The organism is Mucilaginibacter gracilis, from assembly GCF_003633615.1.
Classification (GTDB): domain Bacteria; phylum Bacteroidota; class Bacteroidia; order Sphingobacteriales; family Sphingobacteriaceae; genus Mucilaginibacter; species Mucilaginibacter gracilis.
Map to the genome: position 1 here is coordinate 1796845 of NZ_RBKU01000001.1, position 26365 is coordinate 1823209.

The 26365-nt window shown below is 42.0% G+C and carries 16 protein-coding genes; 7 read left to right on the plus strand and 9 right to left on the minus strand.

All coding sequences use genetic code 11. The annotated features are described in order from the left end of the window. Positions 1 to 26 precede the first annotated feature (26 nt). From BDD43_RS07785 to BDD43_RS07810, 6 genes are all read right to left on the minus strand, one after another. Positions 27 to 1304: a metallophosphoesterase gene (locus BDD43_RS07785; protein ID WP_121197147.1), complete on the minus strand. Its 1278-nt coding sequence runs from the start codon at positions 1302 to 1304 to the stop codon at positions 27 to 29. Positions 1305 to 1322: 18 nt separating this feature from the next. Beyond that, positions 1323 to 2819 carry a sigma 54-interacting transcriptional regulator gene (locus tag BDD43_RS07790; RefSeq protein ID WP_121197148.1) on the minus strand — a complete coding sequence of 499 codons (1497 nt, stop codon included), beginning with the start codon at positions 2817 to 2819 and terminating at the stop codon, positions 1323 to 1325. A 149-nt stretch (positions 2820 to 2968) separates the two neighbouring features. Further along, on the minus strand, positions 2969 to 4066 hold the full coding sequence (locus tag BDD43_RS07795; protein ID WP_121197149.1) for a vWA domain-containing protein: 1098 nt from the start codon (positions 4064 to 4066) through the stop codon (positions 2969 to 2971). A gap of 80 nt (positions 4067 to 4146) precedes the next feature. Continuing rightward, positions 4147 to 4275 carry a hypothetical protein gene (locus BDD43_RS30780; RefSeq protein ID WP_262707405.1) on the minus strand — a complete coding sequence of 43 codons (129 nt, stop codon included), beginning with the start codon at positions 4273 to 4275 and terminating at the stop codon, positions 4147 to 4149. 115 nt (positions 4276 to 4390) lie between these two features. Further along, complete coding sequence (locus BDD43_RS07805) at positions 4391 to 5062, minus strand: hypothetical protein (protein WP_121197150.1); 672 nt, start codon at positions 5060 to 5062, stop codon at positions 4391 to 4393. 83 nt (positions 5063 to 5145) lie between these two features. Beyond that, a complete protein-coding gene (locus tag BDD43_RS07810; protein WP_121197151.1) occupies positions 5146 to 5673 on the minus strand; it encodes a YfiT family bacillithiol transferase in 528 nt (175 codons plus the stop codon). Positions 5674 to 5783: 110 nt separating this feature from the next. Here BDD43_RS07810 and BDD43_RS07815 point away from each other — a divergent pair, with 110 nt between their 5' ends. The 4 genes from BDD43_RS07815 (at position 5784) to BDD43_RS07830 (ending at position 14297) form a co-directional block, all read left to right on the plus strand. Continuing rightward, positions 5784 to 7619, plus strand: coding sequence for an FAD-dependent oxidoreductase (locus tag BDD43_RS07815; RefSeq protein WP_121197152.1), 1836 nt, complete (start codon positions 5784 to 5786; stop codon positions 7617 to 7619). A gap of 206 nt (positions 7620 to 7825) precedes the next feature. Then, positions 7826 to 9943: a tetratricopeptide repeat-containing sensor histidine kinase gene (locus BDD43_RS07820; RefSeq protein WP_121197153.1), complete on the plus strand. Its 2118-nt coding sequence runs from the start codon at positions 7826 to 7828 to the stop codon at positions 9941 to 9943. A 418-nt stretch (positions 9944 to 10361) separates the two neighbouring features. Next, positions 10362 to 13226, plus strand: coding sequence for an MBG domain-containing protein (locus tag BDD43_RS07825; RefSeq protein ID WP_121197154.1), 2865 nt, complete (start codon positions 10362 to 10364; stop codon positions 13224 to 13226). A 162-nt stretch (positions 13227 to 13388) separates the two neighbouring features. Beyond that, a complete protein-coding gene (locus BDD43_RS07830) occupies positions 13389 to 14297 on the plus strand; it encodes a PorP/SprF family type IX secretion system membrane protein (RefSeq protein ID WP_162847002.1) in 909 nt (302 codons plus the stop codon). Between the two features lie 283 nt (positions 14298 to 14580). Here the strand turns inward: BDD43_RS07830 and BDD43_RS07835 are convergent, their stop codons facing one another. The 3 genes from BDD43_RS07835 to BDD43_RS07845 form a co-directional block, all read right to left on the minus strand. Continuing rightward, positions 14581 to 17451, minus strand: coding sequence for a glycosyl hydrolase 115 family protein (locus BDD43_RS07835; RefSeq protein ID WP_121197156.1), 2871 nt, complete (start codon positions 17449 to 17451; stop codon positions 14581 to 14583). Positions 17452 to 17477: 26 nt separating this feature from the next. Beyond that, positions 17478 to 18560, minus strand: coding sequence for an endo-1,4-beta-xylanase (locus BDD43_RS07840; RefSeq protein ID WP_121197157.1), 1083 nt, complete (start codon positions 18558 to 18560; stop codon positions 17478 to 17480). Positions 18561 to 18621: 61 nt separating this feature from the next. Continuing rightward, positions 18622 to 19743, minus strand: a complete 1122-nt coding sequence (locus BDD43_RS07845; RefSeq protein ID WP_121195558.1) for an ISAs1 family transposase — start codon at positions 19741 to 19743, stop codon at positions 18622 to 18624. A 1150-nt stretch (positions 19744 to 20893) separates the two neighbouring features. On the opposite strand from BDD43_RS07845, the gene BDD43_RS07850 reads away from it, so the two are divergent. The 3 genes from BDD43_RS07850 to BDD43_RS07860 all read left to right on the plus strand — a co-directional run bounded on the left by BDD43_RS07850 (position 20894) and on the right by BDD43_RS07860 (position 26359). Continuing rightward, entirely contained in the window at positions 20894 to 21535 is a 642-nt protein-coding gene (locus BDD43_RS07850) for an RNA polymerase sigma-70 factor (protein ID WP_121197158.1), read from the plus strand. Positions 21536 to 21686: 151 nt separating this feature from the next. After that, positions 21687 to 22697, plus strand: a complete 1011-nt coding sequence (locus tag BDD43_RS07855) for a FecR family protein (RefSeq protein ID WP_121197159.1) — start codon at positions 21687 to 21689, stop codon at positions 22695 to 22697. 41 nt (positions 22698 to 22738) lie between these two features. Next, positions 22739 to 26359 carry a SusC/RagA family TonB-linked outer membrane protein gene (locus tag BDD43_RS07860; protein ID WP_121197160.1) on the plus strand — a complete coding sequence of 1207 codons (3621 nt, stop codon included), beginning with the start codon at positions 22739 to 22741 and terminating at the stop codon, positions 26357 to 26359. Positions 26360 to 26365: the final 6 nt, after the last annotated feature.

Below are 26365 nucleotides of genomic sequence, written 5' to 3' on the forward strand. Positions count from 1 at the left end.
ATCCTGCTATATTGGCTCATGCTTAATTACGACAGCGTGTTTTTTAAGGCAGGATCTGGTGAGGCTTTGAGTGTAAATATCGTTATTTCGGGTAATATTCCAACACGGCCCGGGTAGCCTAAAAAGCCGTAACCTGTATTTACATAAAGCTGCTGGTTGCCCTCGCGGTAAAAACCTGCCCACTCTTTATAAACATATTGTATTGGGCTCCAGTTAAAGCTTTCGGCCTTAACACCAAACTGCATACCGTGGGTATGGCCCGAAAACATCATATCAACCTGTTTGTAGTTTAAAACCTGTGCCCGCCAGTGCGAAGGATCGTGCGAAAGCAGTAACTTAACAGGAAGGTCGTCGGTGTTTTCAAGTGCAAGGTCAACCCGGCCATATTTAGGGAAACGGCTCATGCTGCCCCAGTTTTCAACACCTAAAATACCTATCTCTTCGCCATCAACTTTTAGGCGGCGGTTGCTGTTTAATATAAGGTCCCAACCCATATTTTTATGGGTGGCTTTTAAATCGTCGAGGTTTTTCTTCTTGGCGGCGGGGCTTGGCCAAACCGAGTAATCGCCATAATCGTGATTGCCTAATGCCGAGTACACACCCAGCGGTGCTTTAACCTTGGCAAACACATCCTGGTAATCCTTCATTTCGGTACTAACCTTATTCACCAGGTCGCCGGTAAAAAAAATGAAATCAGCTTTTTCGCGCATTAACATTTCAACACCGCCTAAAACAGCTTTTTTGTTGTAAAAGCTTCCCGAATGTATGTCGGATATTTGGCCCAGTTTAATACCATCAAACTTTTTTGGCAGGTTAGGCAGGTAAATATTATGGCGCTCAACAGTATAATCATACGCGCCGGAAATTACACCATATGTAAGTGATGCTATGGGCAGCGTGCTGGCTAATACACCGGCCTTTAATAAAAACTCCGACCGGGGAATTGCATCTGGTTTGTTGCCTTCGGTTTTAGGTGCGGTAAGTGATGCCTTGTTTTTTTTGCCGATAAAATAGCGGCGAATATCGGCGGCTATTAAAAATGGTAAAAACAATACCTTGGCTATCCAAACAATAAAAAATACCATAAGCAAGGCGGCCCTGGCACCGATAGAGGTTTTTAGGTAGATACTCATAAACAACCCTACAAGTAATATCACCGAAAGCGTACAGTAAAAAACTGTAAACCAGGTTGCGCGTAAAAACTTGCGCTTTTTTGATATCTCTCTAACTCCGGTGAAGATATAACTATCGGCAATAATTAATACTGCCGATAGGAGTAATAGGGTGATGAGTTGTGAATCCATTAACGCAAATCTACTAAATTAATAGCGGTCGTCCTCGTTATCGTCTTCGTCGGGTTGTAAATTAAATAAGCTGTTAAACATGTCCGAAAAAGCAAAACCGTTATCAAGGAAGCCCTTGTTTAACTGCGAAAACTCGGCCAAACCATGCAAAATAAACTCCATCAGCAGCAATTGCTGGTTTTCGGTTAGTTTGGGATGAAATTGTTTTACAATATCCTTTAATCCGGTTATCGAGTTTAGCAATTTTTTGTATTCCTGTAAAGGCAAACCGTCTATCAGCGCCAGCGAATTGCCGTTACCAAACCAGTTAATAACCTCTATATATGGGTTTTTAGCTTTCGATTTTTTGGCCTTTTCGGGATCGGGGAAGTATTGGAGCAGGAGGGTTTTAATAGCTTTGCCTACCAAAATATTGGCAACCTTGGCGGGGCCTTCCAGCTCGCCCTCGTAAACCAATTCTATTTTGCCGGTGATGGCCGGGATAACACCCAAAAAATCACTGATGTGTACAAAGGTTGATTTTTCTTTGTTGATAATCATCCGGCGCTCGGCATTGCTTATCAGGTTTTCGTAAGCCGAAATAGTTAAGCGTGCTGATACACCCGATTTTTTATCGATGTATTCGGAGTTGCGCGCCTCAAAGGCAATTTGCTCTATCAGGTTTTTAACCAGGCCGTCGGCTTCAATGGCAACTTTTTGCTGCGGCGATATAGAAGCTTCCTGCTGGGTAATTTTACGCGAAATTTCGACGCTGCGCGGATAGTGTGTTAATATCTGGCTCTCTATGCGGTCTTTCAGCGGCGTAACTATCGAACCACGGTTGGTATAATCTTCGGGGTTGGCGGTAAATACAAACTGAATATCTAAAGGCAGACGCAGTTTAAAGCCACGTATCTGGATATCTTTTTCTTGCAGAATATTAAACAGGGATACCTGTATGCGCGCTTGCAAATCGGGCAATTCGTTAATTACAAAAATGCCGCGGTGCGCGCGTGGTATCAAACCAAAGTGCAGTACCCGCTCGTCCGAATAGGTTAGCTTTAAGGTGGCAGCTTTTATAGGGTCAACATCACCAATTAAATCGGCAACGGTAACATCAGGAGTTGCCAGTTTTTCGGTATATCGGTCTGAGCGGTGCAGCCATGCTATCGGAGTTAAATCGCCTTTAGCGGTAACCTCGTTATGGCCAAACCACGATATTGGGTTTAACGGATCGTCGTACAATTCCGAGCCTTCTATGTAAGGTACATACTCATCTAAAAGGTTAATCAGCAAACGTGCAATACGTGTTTTTGCTTGTCCGCGTAAGCCCAGCAATAAAATGTTGTGGCGCGATAGTATTGCCGTTTGCAAATCGGGAATAACGGTGTCTTCGTAACCAATGATGCCTTCAAAACCACCTTCCTGCTTTTGCAATTGGGTGATGAGGTTTTCGCGCAATTCTTCTTTAACCGAGCGGCTTACGTAACCACTCTTTTTTAGTTCGCCTAATGTTTTTATTTGGGGTGTGCTCATGTTTAAAATTTGTAGTATTTTGTCATTGCGAGGTACGAAGCAATCGCACACAATATCCGCTCTGTATAGCACGATCAACTTACTGCGGTTGCCACGCTATCGCTCGCAATGACCGTTTTTATTTTTTGTAGTATAAATTCCGGTTCAGATTACCTCACTGTTCTTCTTCTATTTCTGATATAATCTTCAAAAATGTATTCGCCTAAACCGTTTAGCGAACTGTAAAATGCCTTGCCACCGTTTGTTTCGGTAAAATCGCGTACAAACTGTTGCAGATACGGGTCCTTAGCTATCATAAACGTGGTGATCGGTATTTTTAGGCGTTTACATTGTGCAGCCATGTTAAGTGTTTTGTTTACCACCTTCCTGTCGAGCCCGATGCTGTTTTTGTAATATTTGGTGCCCTCTTTTAAGCAGGTTGGTTTACCATCGGTAATCATAAATATTTGCTTGTTGTGCGTTTTACGGCGGCGCAAAATATCGGTAGCCAGTTCTAAACCGGCGTAGGTATTGGTATGGTATGGGCCCACTTGCAGGTATGGCAAATCTTTTAAACTTATGGGCCAGGCATCATTACCAAATACCACAATATCTAAGGTATCTTTAGGGTATTTGGTACGGATAAGTTCGGCTAAAGCCATTGCAACTTTTTTGGCGGGTGTTATCCTGTCTTCGCCGTAAAGTATCATGGAGTGCGATATATCAATCATCAGCACGGTAGAGGTTAGGGTTTTAAAGTCCATTTCTTCTACCTCCAAATCGCGTTCGGTAAGGTGGAAATCATCTATGCCATGATTGATCTGCGCGTTATGCACAGATTGTGTCATATCTATCTGGTCCAAACTATCGCCAAACTGAAACTCGCGCCGCTCGGAGTTTTTCTCATCGCCCTGGCCCGATTGAGGCGTGCGGTGATTGCCTTTTCCCGATTTTTTGAGCTTGCCGAAAATCTCTTCCAATGCCGACTGGCGAATGCTTTGCTCGGCCTTTGCGGTGATGTTAAATTCGCCGCTTTGCTGGTCTTCGTTCAAATAGCCTTTGTTTTTCAGGTCGTCAATAAAATCGCCCATGCCATATTTGTCATTGGTTAATTTGTATTGCTTGTCCAGCTCGTTCATCCACTGCAAAGCTTCACCAGCATCGCCCGCTGTATAATTGAGCAACTCCATAAACAGTTTAAGCAGCTCGTCAAAACCGCCCTTGTTTATTTGCTGAGGTGTGTATTTTGAAAACCCGTAACCACGCATAATGTCCCTTTCAACTTATTTTAACGTTAAGATACAGCTTAAAGTTTGATACCCGAATGTTTTGTTTGATTATGACATTTTTAAGATGTCGGAGAGCGGAGGACGGACGGTATCCAGTTTTTATTGTTGTTGGTGGCTTTTTCAACTGTTTGGCCTTTAAAGGGATGAACAAGCTCTTTCAGGATAAAGATGGATGTGCCTTCGGGCATGAGTTAGATTTTAAAGTATAACCTATAAAAGCAGAGTTTGTTGGTGACAACAACTGGTAATAAGCGGCGGGGGTAATGTGCCATTGCTGTTTATTTTGCAGAATGTGAAGATGGGTTAATGCCCTTTTAACAAAGCCGTATAGTCTATTTTGTCAAATTCAAATTCGGGCACTCTGTTATTGTCACAATAATTTACTACCATATCAAAGTTGGCCGCGCTTTGTTTGGCTACGTATAAGCCGTAGCGATATGGGCCTTGTTGCGAAGTATCTTCCCAAACAGCGATATTGTTTTTAGCATCGATAATATGGATGATCAATGTTGAAATAGGCGGACCTATACTATAAAAAGCTTTTAGTTGAAGATAATATGTATTAGCATTTATTTTTTTAACGGTTTGGAGCGGTCGGGGTATTGGGCCTTCCATTGATGGGTCAACCAATGTGCTATCGGTCAATATTCTTCTGTCTCCATTGTCCCATTCGCATGGATAATAGATATAGTATTTGCCCTTGTATAGGTAAAGTGGCAGCCACTCCTTTGGTAAACCTGCGAGTGCTTTGATTTTTATTATCTTTCGCTTTTTTAGTGAATCTAAACTTTCCTTGTAATTCTTAGCATCCCATTTATTCATCTTAAAATCAAGTAGATTTTTGTATTTTTTTGACTGCCGGTTCTTCTCGATGTAGATGGCCCAATAATAATCCTTTGTTTTTTTGCGGGAGATAAAAGTGGTATCGGTATGCTGGGCTTTAGCTGGTGATGTGCTAATGTATATTAAAACCATTAATACTAAGCAAATTTGATACCCAAAGCCGCTCTGCCTACGTGCGATTGCTTCATTCCTCGCAAACATAATGGTATGCGTCTTCAAAACTTAACCCCATTAATATGCGCTAAATGATGGTTGCCGTGCCATGCATACAAACCCAAGAGTTTACGCACTGGTATCACTTCGCCACTTGCGGGATGTACGAAGGTGCGGTTCCATTGGTCGTCATCTAACGTTTCGAGTATGGCTACCCAGCGTAGGTGCAAGCCTTCCAACATGCGTAGGGTAGGCTCAATAGGTAGTTTGTAATCGGGGAGAAGTGCCCATTCGCCTTCTTCGTAGGCTTTAATGGTTGGGTTTTCTTCTGTTAATGCCCATTTTAAGCGGATAAAAGCGTTAGCGTGGCTATCGGCAACATGGTGTACAACCTGCCTTATGGTCCAGCCGCCGGGGCGGTATGGGGTATCCATTTGGGTTTCGGTTAAGCCCATCAAAGCTTGGTGCAATCTTCCCGGTAAGGTTTTGATATCGTCAATCCATTGCAGCATTTGTTGCTGGGTGTATGATGCTGGCGCGGTAAATTTACCGATAGGGTATTTTTGAGAATCAAGTGCTTCGTTGCTCATGGGTTTGTAGATGTTGGTTAACAAATTTAATAGCTTTTACCACAATATTTTATCAAGGGTAAAAGGTTTGTTCTAAATTAGCGTTTTAAGTTTTGTTTTAAATATAAAGCATGGTAAAAAAAATTCTACTCATCCTTATAATTTCCGGCTTTACAGTAGCTTATGGCCAAACCATTAAAACGGATGTGGTAGTAATAGGCGGCGGGGCAAGCGGAGTTGCAGCGGGCATTCAGGCGGCACGCAGCAACACCAAAACTTTAATAGTAGAAGCAGGCCCCTGGCTGGGCGGCAGTTTAACCGCTGGCGCCAATTGTATTGTTGATGCCAACCGTAATTTACCGTCGGGCATATGGGGTGAGTTTAGAAAGCATGTGCGCCAATTTTATAAAAATGTTCCCGGTTTTGATACTATTGCCAATGCGCCTTTAAGGTTTGAGCCTTATACCGGTGCCGCTATACTCAAAAAAATAACCGATACGGTAAAGCACCTAACCGTAAAGATAAATACACCATTTACCGCCATTAAAAAAAATGGGGATACATGGGAGCTAACCATTACCGAAAACGGCAAACCCGTTACGGTTAAGGCACGCGTAGTTATTGATGCCACTGAAACCGGCGATGTTGCGGCTAAAGCCGGAGCAAAGTTTGACGTTGGTTTCGACAGCAAAAAAACAACCGGCGAAGCCATTGCGCCCGGCGACGCGTTGCCTTTAATACAGGAGATAACCTGGATAGCTATTTTAAAAGATTACGGTGCCGGCACAAACCATACCATTGCCAAACCTGAAGGTTACAATGCAGCCGATTACGCCTGCCTGAAAGACAAAGACATTAAAAAGATGCTTGCCGATGGCAAATTGCCCAATGATAAATATATGGTAAAATGGGGCGAATGCGCCAACAGTTTCCCGGTTACCATGCATAACCTGGAGCCCGAAAACCGCGATGCTTTTTATAAACAGGCAAAACTGCACACCTTAGGTTTAGTTTATTTTATAGAAACCGAACTGGGTTTTAAAAACCTGGGCCTCGACCCTAAGGAGTTTGATACTGCCGATGGCCTGCCTTATATACCCTACATACGCGAAGCAAGGCGCACCGTAGGCTTAATCAGGATGGCGATGGATGATATTACGGCACCATACGATAATCCTTCCAAATTATATTACCGTACATCTATCGGCGTTGGCGATGCCAGCCCCGGCCAGCACTATGCGGCAGATAGCGGTGCTCCTAAAACAAATTATCCGCCTATGCCGGGTTACAGTATACCAATGGGCGCAGTGGTAATTAAAGATATTGATAATTTGTTAGTTACCGAAAAGGCTTTATCGGTAACGCACCTGGTTAATGCCAGTAGCTTTTATCCATCGGTACAAATGACGCTTGGGCAAGGCGTTGGCACTATTGCTGCTTATTGTGCCTTTTTTAAAACTACCACCAAACACCTGGAGGTGCGCAAAATACAAATTGAACTATTGGATTATAAAGGATACCTGATGCCTTTTGTGGATGTTAACCAAACCCATCGTTATTTTAGGGCTGTACAGCAAATAGGTGCTACAGGTATGCTGCGCGGTGTGCAAATAGCCAATGGTAAAACAGCATCCGTTTATTTTTTGCCCGATTCGGCAGTAAAAACCAGCGAGATAAAACCCGTGATGCTCGACTTGTATACCCGCTCGTTTTTGTGGTTCAACAAAGCCAAACCCGGAGAAGTATTTACGGTGGGTAATCTGCTATCCTTCATCAGCGAGATGACCCTTGCCGACCCCGAAACATTGAAAAAAAACCTGCAAAGTTTTTGGAAAACTAAGTACAAGTTTACAACCGATTTTAATACCGAGAGGCCCATAACCAGGCTTGAGTTTGCGGTGTTGGCCAACATATACATTAATCCGTTTGGCCGCATGGTTGATATAACCGGTCGGTTTGTAAATTGAAGGGTTTTTCTTTCGCAACATACATGTATTTTAACCGGCGTTTTTAAGGCAGGTAAATTTGTGCTTTAAGCTAAATTTTTTTCTTGTGAGGATTTGTTGTTTTATTATTACTCAAAAATCATTATTACATTAGCAGCCAACTATTGCTGTATTACAATAATAAATTGCTAAATACTTGCGCAACCTAACCTAATAACATAAAGCCGATGCATAAGCGATATATTTTTATAAAATATTTCATCACATTTAGTTTCTGTTTGTTTGGCTTTTTTTCAACTCGGGTTTTTGCGCAAACATCAAAGGTTAATGCGCTTGAGCTACAGCTTAAACAATCACAGCCGGATACTACACGCTTGAGGCTATTAAAGCAAATGGCGGAGGCCTATACCCAGGTTGACCCGATTAAAAAGCTTTATTATGTAAATTTATTTAAAACCCTGGCCGAAAAGCTGCACGACGAGCAAGCCATAGGCGATGCGTATATACAAATAGGTATTTCGTATGCGCAACGCGGTAAGCTTGATACTGCACTTGTTTTTTTTCAAACCGCATACGGCCACTCTGCAAAAATTAAATATTTATCGGGAATGGGCCGCAGTTTATCGGATATTGGCTTGGTTTACGCCCGGCTTGACGACGCAAAGGAGGCTATTAAGTACGACCTTCGGGCACTCGAGATATTAAAGAAAATGAATAACAAGCGTTTAATAAACCAGGTTATCATCAATATTGGTTCCATTTATTTCGATCTTAAGCAATACCAATTTGCCGAAAGTTATTTTAACCAATGTTTATTAAACTACACCGCAGCTAAAGATACCGCAGGCATTGGCTACGGCCTTTTTGTGATGGGTAATTGTTTCCAGGCAACCGGGAAAGACGAGAAAGCAAAAGATTGTTTTACCCGCAGCCTGGCTATACGCGAAAAGCTTGGCGACTTAAATGGTATAGCCCTGGTAAAAAGGGGCCTGGGGCAGGTATATCTTCATCAAAAACAGTATAACCTGTCGCTAACATATTTAAATGAAGCTTTAAAGGGTGTTAAGGCCTTGCAGGATAAATATGAAGAAGCTGCTGCGCTGCTTGACTTATCAGACTTGTATTTGGCCATGAATGAATATGACAAGGCGGCCTACTGTGCAAAGCAAGCACTATCAATTTGTAAAACAATAGGTGCAAAAGCCGGTGTTCCCGAAGCACTTGAAAGGTTAATAGATGTTTATAAAAAGAAAGGCGACTTAAAAAATGCCTTACAATACCAAAGCGATTATATTAAAACCCAGGATGGTGTACTTACGGCTAAGGCACTAAAAGATGTAACTTTAATAGAATTTGACAGAGTTAGGACGGAGAACGCCGACCTGGAAAAAAGCAACAACCTCATCACATCTAAAAATACCAGTTATGCACAGCAAATAGATAGTTACGCAAACGCAATTATAGCTACACTGGTATTGTTATTACTGGTTGTAATATTTGTAATAGTGCTGTACCGGCAAAACCTGCAAAAGCAAATGGCTAACCGGCAATTGCTTTTGCAAAAGCAAGAAATAGCAAATATTAATAAAGAACTTGGTTTGCTCAACAAAGAGATAAGCTCGCAAATTGAACTCACCAACAGCCAAAACGCCGAGCTGGAGAGGATTAACAATATTAAAAACAAGTTTTTTTCTATCATTAGTCACGATTTGCGCAGCCCTATAGCGGCACTGCAATCATTATTGAGTATTTACCGCGAGGGCGATGTAGACGAGGATGAACTGGCTTTGCTGTTGGGCAAACTGGAAGATACCATTATAACAACCGGTACATTTTTAGATAATTTGCTGGAGTGGTCAAAAAGCCAGATGGAGGGCATTATAATTAAACCTCAAAATTTTGATCTATTGGCTTGCTTTAAAGAAAGTATACGGCTTTTTGAAACCACAATAGGCATAAAAGGCCTCCATGTTATTAACCAGGCAGCTAACCCGGTATTTGTTTATGCTGATAAGAACATGATAAACCTGGTAATACGGAACCTGCTCTCCAACAGTGTGAAGTTTTGCAATCCGGGCGATAGTATTACGTTAAGCGCAGTGGAAAAGGGTAACCGCGTAATAATAAGCATTAGCGACACGGGGCCCGGCATTAGCGAAGCCGGACAGCAACGGCTATTTAGTTTAGAACATGCCGTAAGTAGCGGCACACAGGGCGAAAAGGGCAACCATTTGGGCCTGATACTCTGCAAGGATATGGCACTACAAAATAACGGCACCATTAGTTTTGAAACTAAAGAAGGTAATGGTACAACTTTTTGGATAGATATACCTGCTGCTCAATAGCATGGTTTATAAGTGCCTTTAATTGTTTAACTACTTAGTAACTGTAATAATTGTAATATAAGGTTTAATAGCAGGTGTTTGTTATAAAACGCGGTGTAGTAAAGCACTGTGGTAGCTTGGAAATAAAGCGGCTAATAAGTAAACAAAGATGGTTTTTAAGTATTAAGAGCTTGCCCATACCGCTTTGTTGTATAATTGCAGTGTTGGTGGTTGACTATCAGATTATTAAGATTTAGCGGCTAAATGGTAGCATTATTACCTTTTAGCCATAATGCTACCTGGTTAATACAATGCAAAAATTGTATTTGGTTTGTAATATTATAATATTACATTTGTTTGGTTTTTAACTTATTTATATTAAAATAATAAACTAATAGTTAAAAACTCCATTCAAAACCTAAGTTTAAATCTAAGTAATATGAAGAAAAATTTACTCCAGTTGGTGTTGATTTTGCTGTTTTTTGTTTCTGCTGTAAAAGCACAAACATTTACTTCAACACCCGTAACAACCGCGCTGGTTGGCACCCAGTATAATTATTCGGTATTTGCAACCGATCCGTCAAATCAACCTTTAACATTTACGGCGCCAACACTTCCGTCGTGGTTAACTTTTTCCGCAAGCGGGCAAACAACTCCTGTAGCTTTTGGAACGACTATACCTACGGAGATAGGCGGCGTGGCCGGAGATGCAAGTGGTAATATTTATGTGGCATCGTTAACTAATAGTAAAATCTATAAAATTGCACCAGACGGAACCACGTCTTTGCTAACTTCCATAACAACGAATGTTGGTTACAATTATGGATTGCTTGTTATAGGTAACTATTTGTATATCAGCTATTACAATGGGAATTCTGGCCGTATAACAAGGCTTGATCTTACAAATATAGCGGGAGGCGAAGAATTGATTTATCAAAGCACAACATCTGGTTTATTAGGAATGGTTGAGCATAATGGATTTATGTACGTGGCCGCTTACGCAACATTTTCGATTCTAAAGGTCGATCTGGCAACGGCAGGTTTTCCGGTAACTACCTATTATACAAACGCCGCTTTAAGCCGCCCGTTTGGTTTAGGATTTAATGCAGCAGGGCTTTTATACATAGCTAATTACGATAATGGCACAGTATATAGCTGGGATGGCAGTACCCTTAAAAATATTATTACCGGAGGGGGCCCATATTCAGACATTAAAATTGATAATGCCGGTTATATTTATATATGCAGCTATGGCTATGGGATCAAAAGATATTCTCCTGATTTTTCAAGTAATACGCAGATCAACACAACCAGTGGCACATGGGGTATGAATATAACGCCTACAGGTGCATTGGTATATGGTGCCGGAACGCAGGCATATAAACTTCAAACAGGGGCTGTATTATCGGGCACACCGGCAATTGCTAATATAGGTGTGCATAATGTAAAAATTACCGCCACTAACGGCACTACATCGGTTGATCAATCGTTTACAATTAGCGTGAGCGGGCCGCCCACTATCACTAATTTTCCCGACCTTAACAGTAATGTTGGCGCCGCGCCAATTACACTTACAGATCCTACCAGTAATAGTGCAGGTGCTTTTACTTACACCAGTAGCAATACGGCTGTAGCAACTGTTAGTGGTAACCAGGTAACAATAGTAGGGCCCGGCACAGCTACTATTACAGCAACGCAAGCCCCTAATGGTTTATATATTACAGGTAGCATAACTGCTACTTTAACGGTAGCTAATACAGTTGATCCAACGCTTGCCCTGGGTAATATTTCAAAAACTTATGGTGATGCAGCCTTTACCTTAGGCGCTACATCTAATAGTTCGGGTGCAATTACTTATACCAGTGGCAATACTGCGGTAGCAACAATTAGTGGCAGTACAGTTACTATAGTAGGACAAGGAACGGCAGTAATAACTGCTAACCAGGCTGCTGCTACAGGCTTTAACGCTTTTAGTACTACAGCTACACTTACAGTTGCTAAAAAAGCATTAACCATTGCAGCAAGTAATGCCACCAAAGTATACGGCGCGGTGTTGCCTACATTGGCAGTAACCTATAGCGGCTTTGTAAACGGCGAAACGAGCGGTGTATTAACCACGCAACCAACGATCACGACAACAGGAACCGCGAGTTCGGCAGTGGGCACGTACCCCATTACAGCCACGGGCGCTGTAGCTTCTAACTATACCATTACCTATACCGCAGGTAGCCTAACGGTAACACCGGCAGGCCTCAACATTACGGCGGTAAACCAAACCAAAGTATACGGCGCAGCCAACCCAACACTGGCAGTAACCTATAGCGGTTTTGTTAACGGCGACGACGCAACGAAACTCACCACCCAGCCAACCATCAGCACCACAGCAACGGCAAGTTCGGCAGTAGGTACATACCCCATAACAGCCACAGGCGCAGCCAGTGCAAACTATAGCATCAGCTATACAGCAGCTACGCTAACGGTAACGCAGGCACCCTTGGTGATTACGGCCAATAACATCAGCAGGAACTACGGTCAGCCAAACCCAACACTAACGGTAACATATACCGGCCTGGTGAATGGCGATACCAATGCAAGCCTCAGCACACAGCCAACAATTACCACTACAGCCACCATCACCTCGTTGCCCGGTACTTACCCTATTACGGCAAGCGGCGCAGTAGGTCCCAACTATAGCATCAGCTATGTAGCAGGTACATTCAGGGTAATCCCGTTAACGAATGCCAACCTGAGTAACCTCACGATCAGCAACGGCATCCTGTCGCCAACGTTTGCAACAGGCACGTTTAGCTATACCACATCGGTAGCCAACAGCGTGAGCAATGTAACAGTGATCCCGACGGCCGACCCAACCGCCACGGTTTTGGTGAACGGCCTGCCTGCAACCAACGGCGGACCCTTTTCAGTTGACCTGAGCGTAGGCAATAACACCATCACAGTACTGGTAACAGCACAGGACGGAACAACCAAACTGACCTATACCATAACACTGTACAGAGCAGTACCACCAGATGCGGTATTTGCGACCAACATCCTGACCCCTAACGGAGACGGCAAGAACGATAACTGGATCATTAAAGACATATTGCTGTACCCTAACAATACCGTAAAAGTATTTGACAGAGCAGGCCGTATCGTGTTTGCTCAGCATAGCTATGCCAATACCTGGGATGGTACCCTGAGCGGCTCACCGTTAACCGAAGGTACGTACTACTATGCCATAGACCTGGGCATCTTTGGCGCACAACCGATCAAAGGATACATCAGCATCCTGAGAAAGAGATAAGCCGGGAGAAAGATAGAATCAGGAATCCATAAGATAGAATCAGGAAGCCAGAATCAGGAATCAAGAGAAAAAAAAGGCAAGTGCCGGATAACGGTCCCAAAGGATGGGATAAAGAAAGACATATCAAATTATTAACTATTAATAATGAAAGCATACAAGATAATGAGATCACAAAATATAAAAGCACTGCACCTGGTAATAGGCGTACTGTGCATGCTTGGAGCAACACAGGGAGCCAAGGCACAGTTAACAGGCTTCCATTCGGGCTATTTCCAGAATGAGTACCTCACAAACCCTGCAATGGCAGGGATGGAAAAAGGCTTGAACCTGAACCTGGGCTACCAGCAACAGTGGAACACGGTACCCGGCGGCCCCAAGCTGCAGAATGCCACGGTAGACTTTGGCGCGGGCAACAACGTAGGGCTTGGTATTAACCTGAATGCCGACCAGGCAGGCTTACTATCCAGAACACGTGTGATGGGTACATTTGCCTACCATTTGCCCATTAGCGGCGATGGTGATAAGCTGAACTTCGGCTTATCCTTAGGCATCACGAGCAACCATCTGGACTATAGCAAAATAGTAGGCGATGCCAGCGACATCCAGGCAGCCAACTATAACAACAGAGGCGCATATGTAGACGGCGACTTCGGCCTATCATACACCAACAAGGCACTCACCCTGCAAGGTTCGTTACCAAACCTGAAGAGCATCTTCTCACAGGCCGAGGGCGAAGATTTAGAGATAGACCGTGCAACGTTTTTCACGGCAGCAAGCTACAAAATCACGTTCGACAACCCGTACAACAAACTGATTGTAGAACCCAAGGTAGCCTACCGGGGCGTTAAAGGTTTCGATAATATTTTTGATGGCGGAGTAGACCTTTTGATGCCAACCAACCACTTCGACATCTCCACAGTATACCACACCAACAAAACCATCACCTTCGGTGCCGGGCTTGACCTGCCTACCATGGGCCTGCTATTTGCCTACACCAACAACACCGGTGCGGTGAGTGCCTATGCACCCAACACTTTTGAACTGGGTATTAAATTTAAGCTGTTTAAATAAGCAAACAATTTCCCCCTTCCGGCTGAACGGAACAAAAAGATAGACTGAATATTTTAAAAGGCCTGCAAATACATTGATTTGCAGGCCTTTGTTGTTTATAGGGCTTTACGGAGGAACGTATGGTTACCCGCACTTGCGCTGAATTCGTTTGTTCGCCGGTAGTCCGTACTCTTGAGTAAATTAATTATCAATCTCAGCTTTACTATTCTGCCAACTGGGTAATATCTCTTCAGTTTGCAAAGGGGGCTAACAATTACCACTCCAAAGCCTTGGCTTTGGATGCCTATTTACCACTATAAAAACTTTCGGGAGGGCCCAGGTAACTTGGTTTTAGCCCGCCGCAATCAAGTACCAGCTTTTGTAATACAACGCCAGGGCTTACCATCCAATATTTTAAGGTGTGTTTGCCCGGTTTTAATAGGGTGTGTTTTGATGTGAGTATATTGATATTATCGGCAACTGTTTTATTCCAGTTACTTTGCTGGTTTTGCCCTTGTAAATTCATGATTTGGGGCGTCTCGTCGTCAACAGAAACGGCAAATTTTAAGCCTCCTGTATTGTTAAAATCAAGCGAAGGCGAAACATAAGTTGCAAGCTTAAACTCGCCGCTATTAGTTACATTAATATCGTATTCTAAATGCGGACTTTGGGCATTTAATTTTTGAATCTGCGCCGTTACCGGGAACGCTGTTACTGCCGATAATGTGCGGCCGTTATCCGGCAATGTTTCCCATTTAATTGTTGGCGTGGCAACTGCTTTACTGTAATGGGGCGCCTCAATAGCTATATAGCCGCCCTCCTGGTAAAAGGTTTTTTGGCTGGCTGGCGCGAGTTCCGTTTTATTTAGTATGGCCTGTACGTTAACAGTTGTGCCGTTATCAGCCGTTATCATAATTTGGGCTTGTTTTACTCCGGCAGGCACCATTTGCCAGTTAATGGTAATATTAAGGCGTTGTTGCTGGTTTACTGTACCACTTTCCGGGAAAATTTTGATGTATGCCGGGGCCTGTGTTTTAAAAGTGAAGGGTGCTTTGCCGCGGTTAAAAACTTCAACATAACTGTTGTTGTTTTGCAAGGAGTTAAAAGCGGGCAAAACAGCATCTGTTTTATCCATCGGCCACCAGGAGGGCGAACCTTCAATAGCTACACCCATATCGGCAAGTTCGGGTAATTCTATTTGCTTTACTTCGGGCATTTTGTCAACAGGCGGTTGCTGCCAATAGGTGTAACCAATGTGTGTTTGGTCCATCATGTGGTTCCATTTACCATTTGCTATTACCTTGTTGTAATATCTCGATATTTCGGCGTCTTTTTTAAATAATTCGGCTGCCTGGGTTGCCATATCGTTAGTAGCGGCGCGGCCCTGTTGGCTATACCATTTGTTTTTGGCTACTGTTAAGTACAATTGGTTTAGGTTGGCGCAGGCCTTTATGGGGTGTAAAACCAGTTCAAAATAAGCATCTTCATAACCGGCAGGGAGTTTCTTAAAAAGGTCTTCGGCTTTTTTCTCCAAGGCATTATAATCATTTACAACGGTTTCAAACTCGCGGTAATTGGTAAGGCTGTAGGTGTACTGGTCCAAAAGTTCGGGTTTGCGGCGGCCATTGTATTTGGTGTACGTTGATATCATATCGGCAATATCGGTGGCGTAGGCTGGTTCAAATTGTGCGGCGGCCCAGGCCACTGTGTAGTTTTGAAGACTGCTAGCCGGGTAATTTGAGGGTGCCCAGGCATAATCTAAAAAAAAACTGATAGGGAACTCCATTGGTTTAATATCGCCCACATTTACAATCCAAATGGTGTTGGCGCCATATTGGTTGGCCATGTGCATTTGTTCCCATATTTTTGATATGGGGTTTGTATTTAACCACTTGTAATTTCGCGGACCGCCAACGTAATCAAAATGGTAATAAATACCGTAACCGCCGGCATGGGCGGGGTCGGTTAGTTTGGGTAGTTTACGTATGTTACCCCAATTATCATCGCATAAAAGCAAGGTTACATCGTTGGGTACGCGCATGCCTTTATCATAATAATCTTGTACTTCCTTGTATAATGCCCATAGCTGTGGTGTTTGCGAAGCATCTTTTTTGGTTTCTTCGCTCAATATCTGCCGCTGGTCTTTAACTATTTTTTCCAGCAGTGCAACATTGCTGCCTTCCGTCATGGCCATATCGCCGTCGCCGCGCATACCAATGGTAACAATGGTTTCTTTGTCGCCCATATTTTGTATGCCTTTTCGCCAAAAATCTTTCAGCACGTCGGCGTTGTTATCATAGTTCCAGTCGCCTTTGCCGTAACGTTTCCATTCCTGTTGGGCGCGGTCCATAGGTTCGTGGTGCGATGTGCCCATTACAACGCCATATTCATCGGCCATTACAGGGTTCATTTTGTCGTCGTCGTTAAACGCGTTTCCCCACATGGCAGGCCACAGGTAATTGCCTTTAAGGCGAAGGATCAGCTCAAAAACCTTTTGATAAGCCAGGTGGTTCATGCCGCCAAATTTGTCTTTTGTCCATCCCGAAAAGGCCGGTGCTTCGTCGTTAATAAAAATGCCGCGGTATTTAACCGCCGGAGTACCCATAGAATACCTTCCCGGAATAATATACAAGGCGTTATGTTGCTTTACCGGTACATCGGCCCAATAGTACCAGGGCGAAACACCTATTTGGCCGGATAAATCGTAAATGCCGAAGATGGTGCCCCGCTTATCACTGCCGGCTATAACCAAAGCCTGGCTAACGCCCGGCATAGGGTTTTGTACGGTTTGGATGATAAAGGTTTCCCATTTGCCGCTTATGCCGTTTACATCTAGTTTTTTGTTTTTAATGAGGCCGTCAATAAGTTCGCTTTTGCCAATAGTGCCAACTAATACAACCTGGTTGCCGGGCAAAACATTGCCGCTAACCAAACCGGGCTTAATATTGGTTACCGAAGCAATATCGGTTTGCAGGTTTTTTAGTGCAATTTGCACCCCCGCATAATCGCCGGGGCTGCTGTATATGGTGGCCGCATTGCCGTTAACCGATAGCGGAAAATACCCCTTGCCGGGATAAAAGGCAACATATGGCGCACTATTAATTGCTGATGCCTTGCCTATAAACAATACAAATAAAGCGGTAAGCAGGTAAAAGCGGTTTAATAAATTTCTCATAACAAAAAAATGATGTTCAAATGTGCTTAAAAATTAACTACGCTCCAATAAGCCTTTTTGGGTTGCTGGTTTTGGTCAAATAAAAGCGGGAAGTTTTTTCGGCCTCTTACGGGATACTCATCCAGCCAGGTGTACCTGTCCGAAATATTCCAGAAGGTTATGCCTGTAATTACGTTTTTATATTCCCTGAAAATTTTAAATACCTCGGCATATTTTTCGGTTTGTTTTTTTTCAAGCTCGGGCGTTAGTATACCCGCCTCGCCGGGTTTTAAAGCACGGGCTTGTTTTTCCCAGGGAAAAATAGAAACGTCTACTTCGGTAAATTGTATTTTTAAACCCAATGATGCAAAGCGTTTAATTTCGGTGCGTAGTTCGGCAGGCGTAGGCTCGTAAACCGACCAATGTGCCTGCAAGCCAACCGCATTAATGGGTACATGTGCATCAATTAATTTTTTTAGTAGCTTATAAACGCGTTCGCGTTTTTCGGGCCGTTCGGTATTGTAATCGTTATAAAACAATATGGCATTCGGGTCGGCCTCGTGGGCATACTCAAAAGCTTTAATAATAAAGTCTTCGCCACATATTTTGTACCAGGTTGAGTTGCGCAAAAATTTAGTGCTATCATCATCAATGGCTTCGTTAACCACGTCCCAGGCATAAATTTTGCCCTTGTAGCGGTTTACTACAGTGGTGATATGGTTTTTTAAGCGCTGTAACAATACCGCTTTGGTAACCTGGTTGCCATCGGCATCTTTAAATAACCAGGCCGGGGTTTGCTCGTGCCAGCACAAGTTATGGCCGCGTACTTTTAAACCATTTTTTTGTGCAAAGCTTACAATAGAGTCGGCATCATGCCAGTTATACCGGTTTTCTTCGGGATGTATTGGTCCCATCTTCATGGCATTTTCGGGCGTAAGGCTATTAAATTGCGATAAAATAAAATCGGCAGATTGGCCACTTAAACTGTTTACCGAAACGGCTACCCCAATAGGGAAATAATTGCGATAGTAATCTTTAAGACCCTTAACGGCTTTTGCATTTTGTGCCGACGCCTGGGGCGAAATTGCTGCAAATAATAGTAAAAAAAGCAGGCTTGTTTTGTTTAACATAAATTTAGCGTTATTTTAAGTATTAATTGGTTTAACGGGCGCAGTTAGCAGGGCCGACGCATTAGGAATTTGTTTTAGCGATTAATGAAAGAAGAAATTTATGGTTCCACCCGGCCATTTTTCTTTTTGCTTTCAGGCTGGCCTTACTGGTTTTGTCGGCTTTTAGGATATTTAGGGCTATCTTTCTGACTACGGCAAGGTTTTGGGCGGTCTGTTTGTTCCGTGTGGTATTGTAATCTTCGCCAAATCCGACATCCAACTGCCAGTGCAATTGGTTCTCAATGCCCCAATGTGCGCGGATGGCTTGGTTAAAATAGGCAGCATCAGCACGGAGGCTGGAGATATAGTAGCGGTCTTGTATGGAGTGGCTGTCACCTATTATCCTTTCCGAGGTTATTTTGATGATGGTCTTTATTCCCTTCCAATTTTCCTTTTCGTCAACCCAGTTAAGTTCATGAATGACTTTGCAGTCTCTGATCTCCGCCCGCCCGTGGCCCTTATCCAGGTGCTGGCTGTAACTGTCTTCTTTAAAGTTGAACTGATTGATTACCTGTTCATAAAGTGTTTCCTGGTTCTGTTTCAAAGCAAGGATATAATCGCCCTGGCTTTCGACAATCTGTTCAGCAATCGCTTTCTGTGTACCCATTGCGTCGATGCTTACTACCGCCCCTTTGATGTTCAATAGCGATAACAATGCTGGGATCGCCGTAATCTCATTGCTCTTGTCATCCACTTTTTGTTGCCCCAGTACCAACTGGTTACGACCCGACCAGGCGCTTACCAAATGCAAGGCCCCCAACCCCTGGTGTTTGCAGGCGCTGTTACAGATGCTCTTTCCATCGATAGCGATCAACTCCTTTTCGCCAGACAGGCCCGACTCCTCAAGACCCCGGCTAAGTTCCGCTGTCCAGGCACGAAAACACTGTTCAAAAAGCGCCGAATCGATCAGCATAAAAACCCGGTTGATCGTGTCATGACTGGGTATGCCGTTTTCAAGAGGCAGCAACTGCTTTAAAAAATCTTCTTTCTCCTTCCCGAATTCTTCCATCTCGTACCAGCTTTCTGCACCACATAGAACGGCCAATACCGACAAAATGATAACTTCCAGTAAATTGTGTTTCTTATTATTACCTGTACGAGGATCAGGTATCCATCTAAAATGATTGTGAAGTGAAGTCGTCATATGCTTTTACAAAGAAAAAACGCTAACCCGACTCTAATCCTCCCGAAACCACAAAAGTTATACCTACGTTTCCAACACTTTGTTCATAACCATATCAACTTTTAACTATTCTTATGCGTCAGCCCTGGCGCAGTTAGCAGTACAGCGCCTAATTGTTTGGTAAAGGTGTATTTTAGCAAGCCGGTGCGAGGCTGTTATGCTAAAATGCGTTTAAAAAGCACTCACTTAGTTTTTACGTTTTAGTGTGATAAAATGAACGTTGTTTTGGCGTTTGTGCCTTGCGCCTGTAACGCCTATAAGCAAGAATAAATAAAAAGTGCAACGCATATGGTATATAATAATTAAAACTATAGCCGCTACTTAGCGTTAGCACTATTTGCTTAGCTGAGTTAATGTTTATGATTGGTAAAACACATAAATGTACCGGCATAGGGGTGGTGCATTTTAAAGTGAAGTTAAAAACATTTAACCAAAAACGCAATCGGTTACATTAATATTTAACTTAATAAAAACAATGCCTGCAAAATGTAGCAATGCAATAAAATAATGATGATAAGCAATAATATAGCATCAATTGGATTTTTATGTTATTGATTGTTTTTTCGGCCTGGTTAAATTTTATGGGTTTAAACTTTGTTTTGTTGATAGGTTGTGCAATCGGTTAAATGCCAATGCGCAAATTTTAATGCTCGGGCCCTAAACCGGTGTACCCATTTACAACATACACAACCAATAAATAAGTTAACATGCCAAAACCGGTTGGCAGGGTTATTTTATAAGTTTTCGGCCTAATTAGCTATAGCCCTTAGGTAAGGTATTAGTGGGCTACGTATTAAATGTATAAACAATGCTGCTTTAAATGGCGTTATATTTAATAGCACAGAAGCTAACAAATTTTAAGAAGGGGAATTGATACTATAGTGAGTAGATTGTTATTTGAAAATTAATATTGTACAGCATGTTTGCAGGATATGTTGGCAATTGCTGTTTGACAATAAAATTATTTACACCTTAGTAAAGGTGACAAATGAGATAACAATTGCCCATTACTGTGTTGAAAAATTAAAATATGATTAGCAAAATTTCCTTATTGTTAATTATTGCTTTAAATGTGCAATAAAATCTTTATCTTGACTTTACTTGGATTGAAATGAATAGAGTAAGAACGATTGATGAACAAACTGACTTTCGATACCTGGATGGTATTCGGCAGGGAGACCATTCGTCGTTTACCGAATTATATCGTAAATATTTCCAGGGATTGGTACTTGCATCAGATAAGTATGTTAAAGAAATTGATGTAGCTAAAGAAATAGTTCAGGATGTTTTTTTAAAAATGTGGGAACATGCTTTTGAGTTGGATCATGTTGTATCATTAAAATCATACCTGTACCGTACCGTAATTAATGCCTCATTAAATCACCTTAAACGCGAAAAAAACATTAATCAACATCACTTAAAAATAGCCGATGAGGTTACTTACGATTCGATAGACGATGTGCAGGCCGAGCAGGAACTAAAAATATTAATTTTTAAAGAAATTGAAAATTTACCCGGCCAGTGCAAAAAGGTATTCAAAATGAGCCGTTTTGATGGCTTGAAATATAGGGAAATAGCTGTTTTGTTAGAGATTTCTGAGAAAACGGTAGAAAACCACATGGTACGTGCCTTAAAAATACTCCGCGAAAAGCTATATGATAAGGATAGCAAGGATAATTCGTACAAACTCAAAATTTTCCATCTGTTATTTGCGTCTGCGCCTGGATTAATAAGCTTGGAGAAATTTATTTGAGCTATAATTTGCATTTTGATCTGTTTTCGTATTTTCTGATGCTAGTTTTTCATCGTTTTGACCAATAAATTACTTTTTTTTAAAAAAAAGTGAAATAATATTAGGGGTATAGCCATGTGATAATTGTCTTAGTAGCAAAATCACTCTATACATGGCTATTGACGAAGAATTTTTAAGAAAAATAGTACAATATCTGGATAATACCGAGAATGCCGAGGCTCGTAATGAAATAGAATTACTTGTTGAGCAATCAAAAGGCAATAAAGTTGTTTACGATCAGATTATTTCTATTTGGAACAAATTTCCTGAACTAAAAAAGCTGGAGTACATTAACAGCGACGAAGCGGTTTCAAAAATTGAACTGAAACTGGCCGAGTTGGAAACTGCTCATGTTAAACCGGCTGCACCTCAAACAGCATTTAGTTTATTATTTAAGTGGGCCGCAGCCGCAGCCGCTGTTTTATTGGTTGGTTTTTTTGCCTATATAAGCTACAACCGGTTTGAAAAAACAACCTTTTTTGTAAAAAATACTGGTAACGTAGCAGACTCTGTAACGCTTGCCGACGGGAGTATTATATACATGGATAGTTTAAGTGCAATTAAATATCCAACTGTATTTAAAGATAAAACACGCGAAATAACCTTGGTACAAGGGCGGGCATTTTTTAAGATACACCGGGATACGCTTCACCCTTTTGTAATCAAAATCAATCACTCCAGCGTAACGGTGTTGGGTACATCGTTTAATATAGATACTCGTAACAAGGCAATTGCATTAAAGGTTAGCACGGGCCACGTTAAATTTCAGCCTAACGCCAACAACCCCGATGGTGCAATTTTACACGCTGGTACAGGTATTATTTACAACGAGGTTACCGGTGCCGAGCAGTTGCTTTACTCGGTTGGGGCCAACAACCAATCGTGGTTTACCCATGAACTTGTTTTTGTTGACGCTTCGTTAACCGAAGTATGTAAACAACTGGAAGAATACTATAAAGTGAAAATAGTATTAAAAGGTAATACTACGGCTTTTGAAAAGTTGAATGCAAATTTTAAAGAAAGCAAACTGACAAGTGTGCTCGAAGTACTGCACGATACTTATCCAATAAAAATTAAACAACTGGGTGATGGTTCATACAACATACAAAGCACCCACAAATAACGCCTCTCTCTCAATTAATTAATAAATAACAAACAACAATTATGGATGAAAATTTCTACAAAAAGTTAAAGTTGAAAATTAAGCCGTTTTTGGTTCTGCTGATGGCGGTTGCCATAGCGATGCCAAAAGCGAACGCTGCGGTGGACTGGCAAACCCGCACAGAACGGCTTGAAACCGTGCTTAAAAAAATTGAGCAACAGTATCGTGTAAGTTTTGTGTATGATGCAACCGAAATCAACAAAAATTTGGACATTAAGGTTGTTGAAACCTCTAAAACTGTTGATTTATTTTTACAACAACTTGGCAGTTATGGTATTGCTTATAAGGTTGTTGGTAACAAGGTTATTCTTAAAAAAAGCGCCAGCACTCTTAAGGATACTCCTATTAAAGGTAAAGTTGTTGAAAAAACCGGAAGCGGTAAAGAATCTATCCCCGGCGTAACCGTTATGGAAAAGGGTACTAAAAATGTTGTATCAACCGGCCCTAACGGCGATTTTGCCATTACTGTAAAAGATGGTGCAGTGTTGCTTTTTACCGCAGTTGGTTATAAAACCAAAGAAGTGGTTGTTGGCTCACAAACAACTATTGAGGTTGTAATGGAAGCTAACGTTAATAACCTGAGCGAAGTTGTAGTAACAGGTTATCAAAGTTTGGATAAAAAATTATTTACCGGTGCTGCCACCACTTTAAAAGGTGAAGATGTAAAACGCGATGGTATTAGCGATGTAAGCCGTATGCTTGAAGGCCGCGTAGCCGGTGTATCGGTTCAAAACGTTTCGGGTACGTTTGGTGCCGCTCCAAAAATACGTGTACGTGGTGCAACCTCTATTAGTGGTGATAATAAGCCATTGTTTGTTGTTGACGGTATAGTTTTGGAAGATGTTGTAAATATATCTAACGAAGCACTTTCAACAGGTGATGCTAATACCCTGGTTGGTTCATCAGTAGCAGGTTTAAACCCTGATGATATTGAAAGCTTTACCATACTAAAGGATGCTGCTGCAACGGCACAATACGGTGCACGCGCCATGAACGGTGTAGTAATTATCACAACTAAAAAAGGTAAAGATACCAAGGGTAAACCAAACGTATCATACACAGGCGAGTTTACAAGCTACTTAAAACCATCATACAGCACGTATGATATTTTAAACTCGGCCGACCAGATGAACGTTTACCTGGAAATGCGCGACAAAGGCTGGTTAAACGAAGGTGTAACCGCTAATAATGCAAATGGTGGTGTATTTACAAAAATGTATAACACCATGTACAGCTATAATGCAGCTTCGGATAGCTACGTTTTAAGAAACGATGCCCCAAGCGAGAAGCAATTTTTACAACGTTACGCCAATGGCAACACCAATTGGTTTGATGTATTGTTTAAAAATTCGTTACAAATGCAACACTCGCTAAGTGTTACTTCGGGTACCGAAAAATCTCAGCTTTATGCTTCTACCAGCTTTTTAAAAGATAACGGCTGGACAATTGGCGATAACGTAAGCAGGTTTACCGGTAGCTTAAGAGGTACATTTAAAATTAGCGACAAGTTAAGCTTTGAGTTACTTACCCTGGGATCTGTGCGCGACCAGGCAGCGCCAGGTACTTTGAGCCGTGTAAGCAACCCGGTATTTGGCCAGTATGACAGGGATTTTGATATTAACCCTTTTAGCTATGCCATTAATACCAGCCGTGTATTAACAGCTTATGATGCAAATGGCGGCCTTGAATATTTTACAAGAGATTATGCTCCGTTTAACATCGTATCTGAGTTAAAAAACAACACTTTAAATTTAACCCAAATTGATTTTAAGGGTCAGATAGGTGTTAAATACAAAGTTTTAAAACAACTTCAGTACTCTTTTGATGGTGCTTACCGTTTTGCAAAAACAAACCAGGAACATAAAGTTACCGAAAACTCTAACCAGGCTAATGCTTACCGGGCTGGTATAAACCCGGCTAATGCAACTATAATGGCAAACAACAGGTTTTTATACCATGACCCCGATAGCCCAGACGGTTTGCCGGTTACTGTGTTACCTTATGGTGGTTTTTATAATACCGTTGGCGATAACATTACAAACTATTACTTCCGTAATGCTTTGGAGTGGAACACAACATTTAATAAAGACCACTTAGTTAACGTTTTTGCTGCGCAAGAGTTACGTTATATTGACCGCCAACACGTTACCTTTGATGGTTACGGTTACCAGTATGACCAAGGTGGTGTGCCTTACATTGATCCAAACATCGTTAAATCTAACGTTGAATCAAACCTTAACTATTATAGTATGGGTTACACCTACGAGCGTTACCTAAACTATCAGTTACGTGCGGCTTACTCGTATAAAGGTAAATACAGCTTAAACTCAACAGTGCGTTATGATGGTTCGAACCTTTTGGGCGAATCGCCAACGGCAAGATGGTTGCCAACCTGGAACGTTTCGGGCGCATGGAACATGGATCTTGAGGATTTTTATCAAAAAAGCAGCCTTATCAAAACCCTTAACCGTGTTACCTGGCGTGCTACCTATGGTTTAACAGCAAGCTTAGGCCCGGCCACCAACTCAAGTTTGGTATTGCAATCGCAAAGTACCAGCAGGCCTGTTATTACCGAAAAGGAAACAGCTTTGTACATAAAGTATTTAGAAAACTCGCAATTAACCTTCGAGAAACAATACGAAACCAACCTTGGTGTTGATTTGGGCTTTTTACAAGATAGAATTACTTTAACTGTTGACGTTTACGACAGAAAAGGTTTTGATTTGATAGGTAAAATTACCACCTCGGGTATAGGCGGTGAGGCCGATAAAATTGCCAACTATGCCAATATGCGCTCAAAGGGTATAGAGGTTACAATTGGTGCCACACCTGTAAAACATAAAGATTTTACTTGGAACACTAACCTAAACTTTGCAAAAACATCATCAAAAATTACTAACCTGCAAAGCCAGCCAACTATATTTGATTTGGTAAACCAGGATGGTGGCCCGCAATTAGGCTACCCGCAAAGAGGTTTATTCTCGATTGATTTTGTTGGTTTATCTCACGACAGAGGTATCCCTCAGTTTATTAAAGAAGATGGAACAGTTGGTACAAACGTTTACCTGCAAAGTATAGTTACTAAATACTTGAAATACGAAGGCCCGGTTGACCCTACATTAACCGGTGGTTTCTTTAACTCATTTAAATACAAACAACTATCGTTGGGCGTGTTGGTAACCTTTAGTGCTGGTAATAAAGTACGGTTAGACCCTGTGTTTAAAAGCAGCTATACCGATTTGGACGCAACGTCGTCTATCTTCTTAAAAAGATGGGAAAAACCGGGTGACGAGTTAACAACCAATGTGCCATCTATATTAGATAAATACAGCGCAGCCCAACTTGATGGTTATCCGTACAATAACTATAACTATTCATCGGCACGTGTAGCCGACGGTGGTTTTGTTAGATTGAAAACAGTATCCTTATCGTATGCTATTAAGCCGCAGTACCTTGCAAAATTAGGTATCACCAATGCCGCGTTAAGTTTTGCAACTAACAACGTATGGCTTATATACTCTGATAGCGCGTTAAACGGAAAAGATCCGGAGTTTTTTGGATCTGGTGGTGTAGCCTTACCCATTCCTCGTCAATTCACATTGTCATTAAAAGTTGGGTTTTAATTCTTA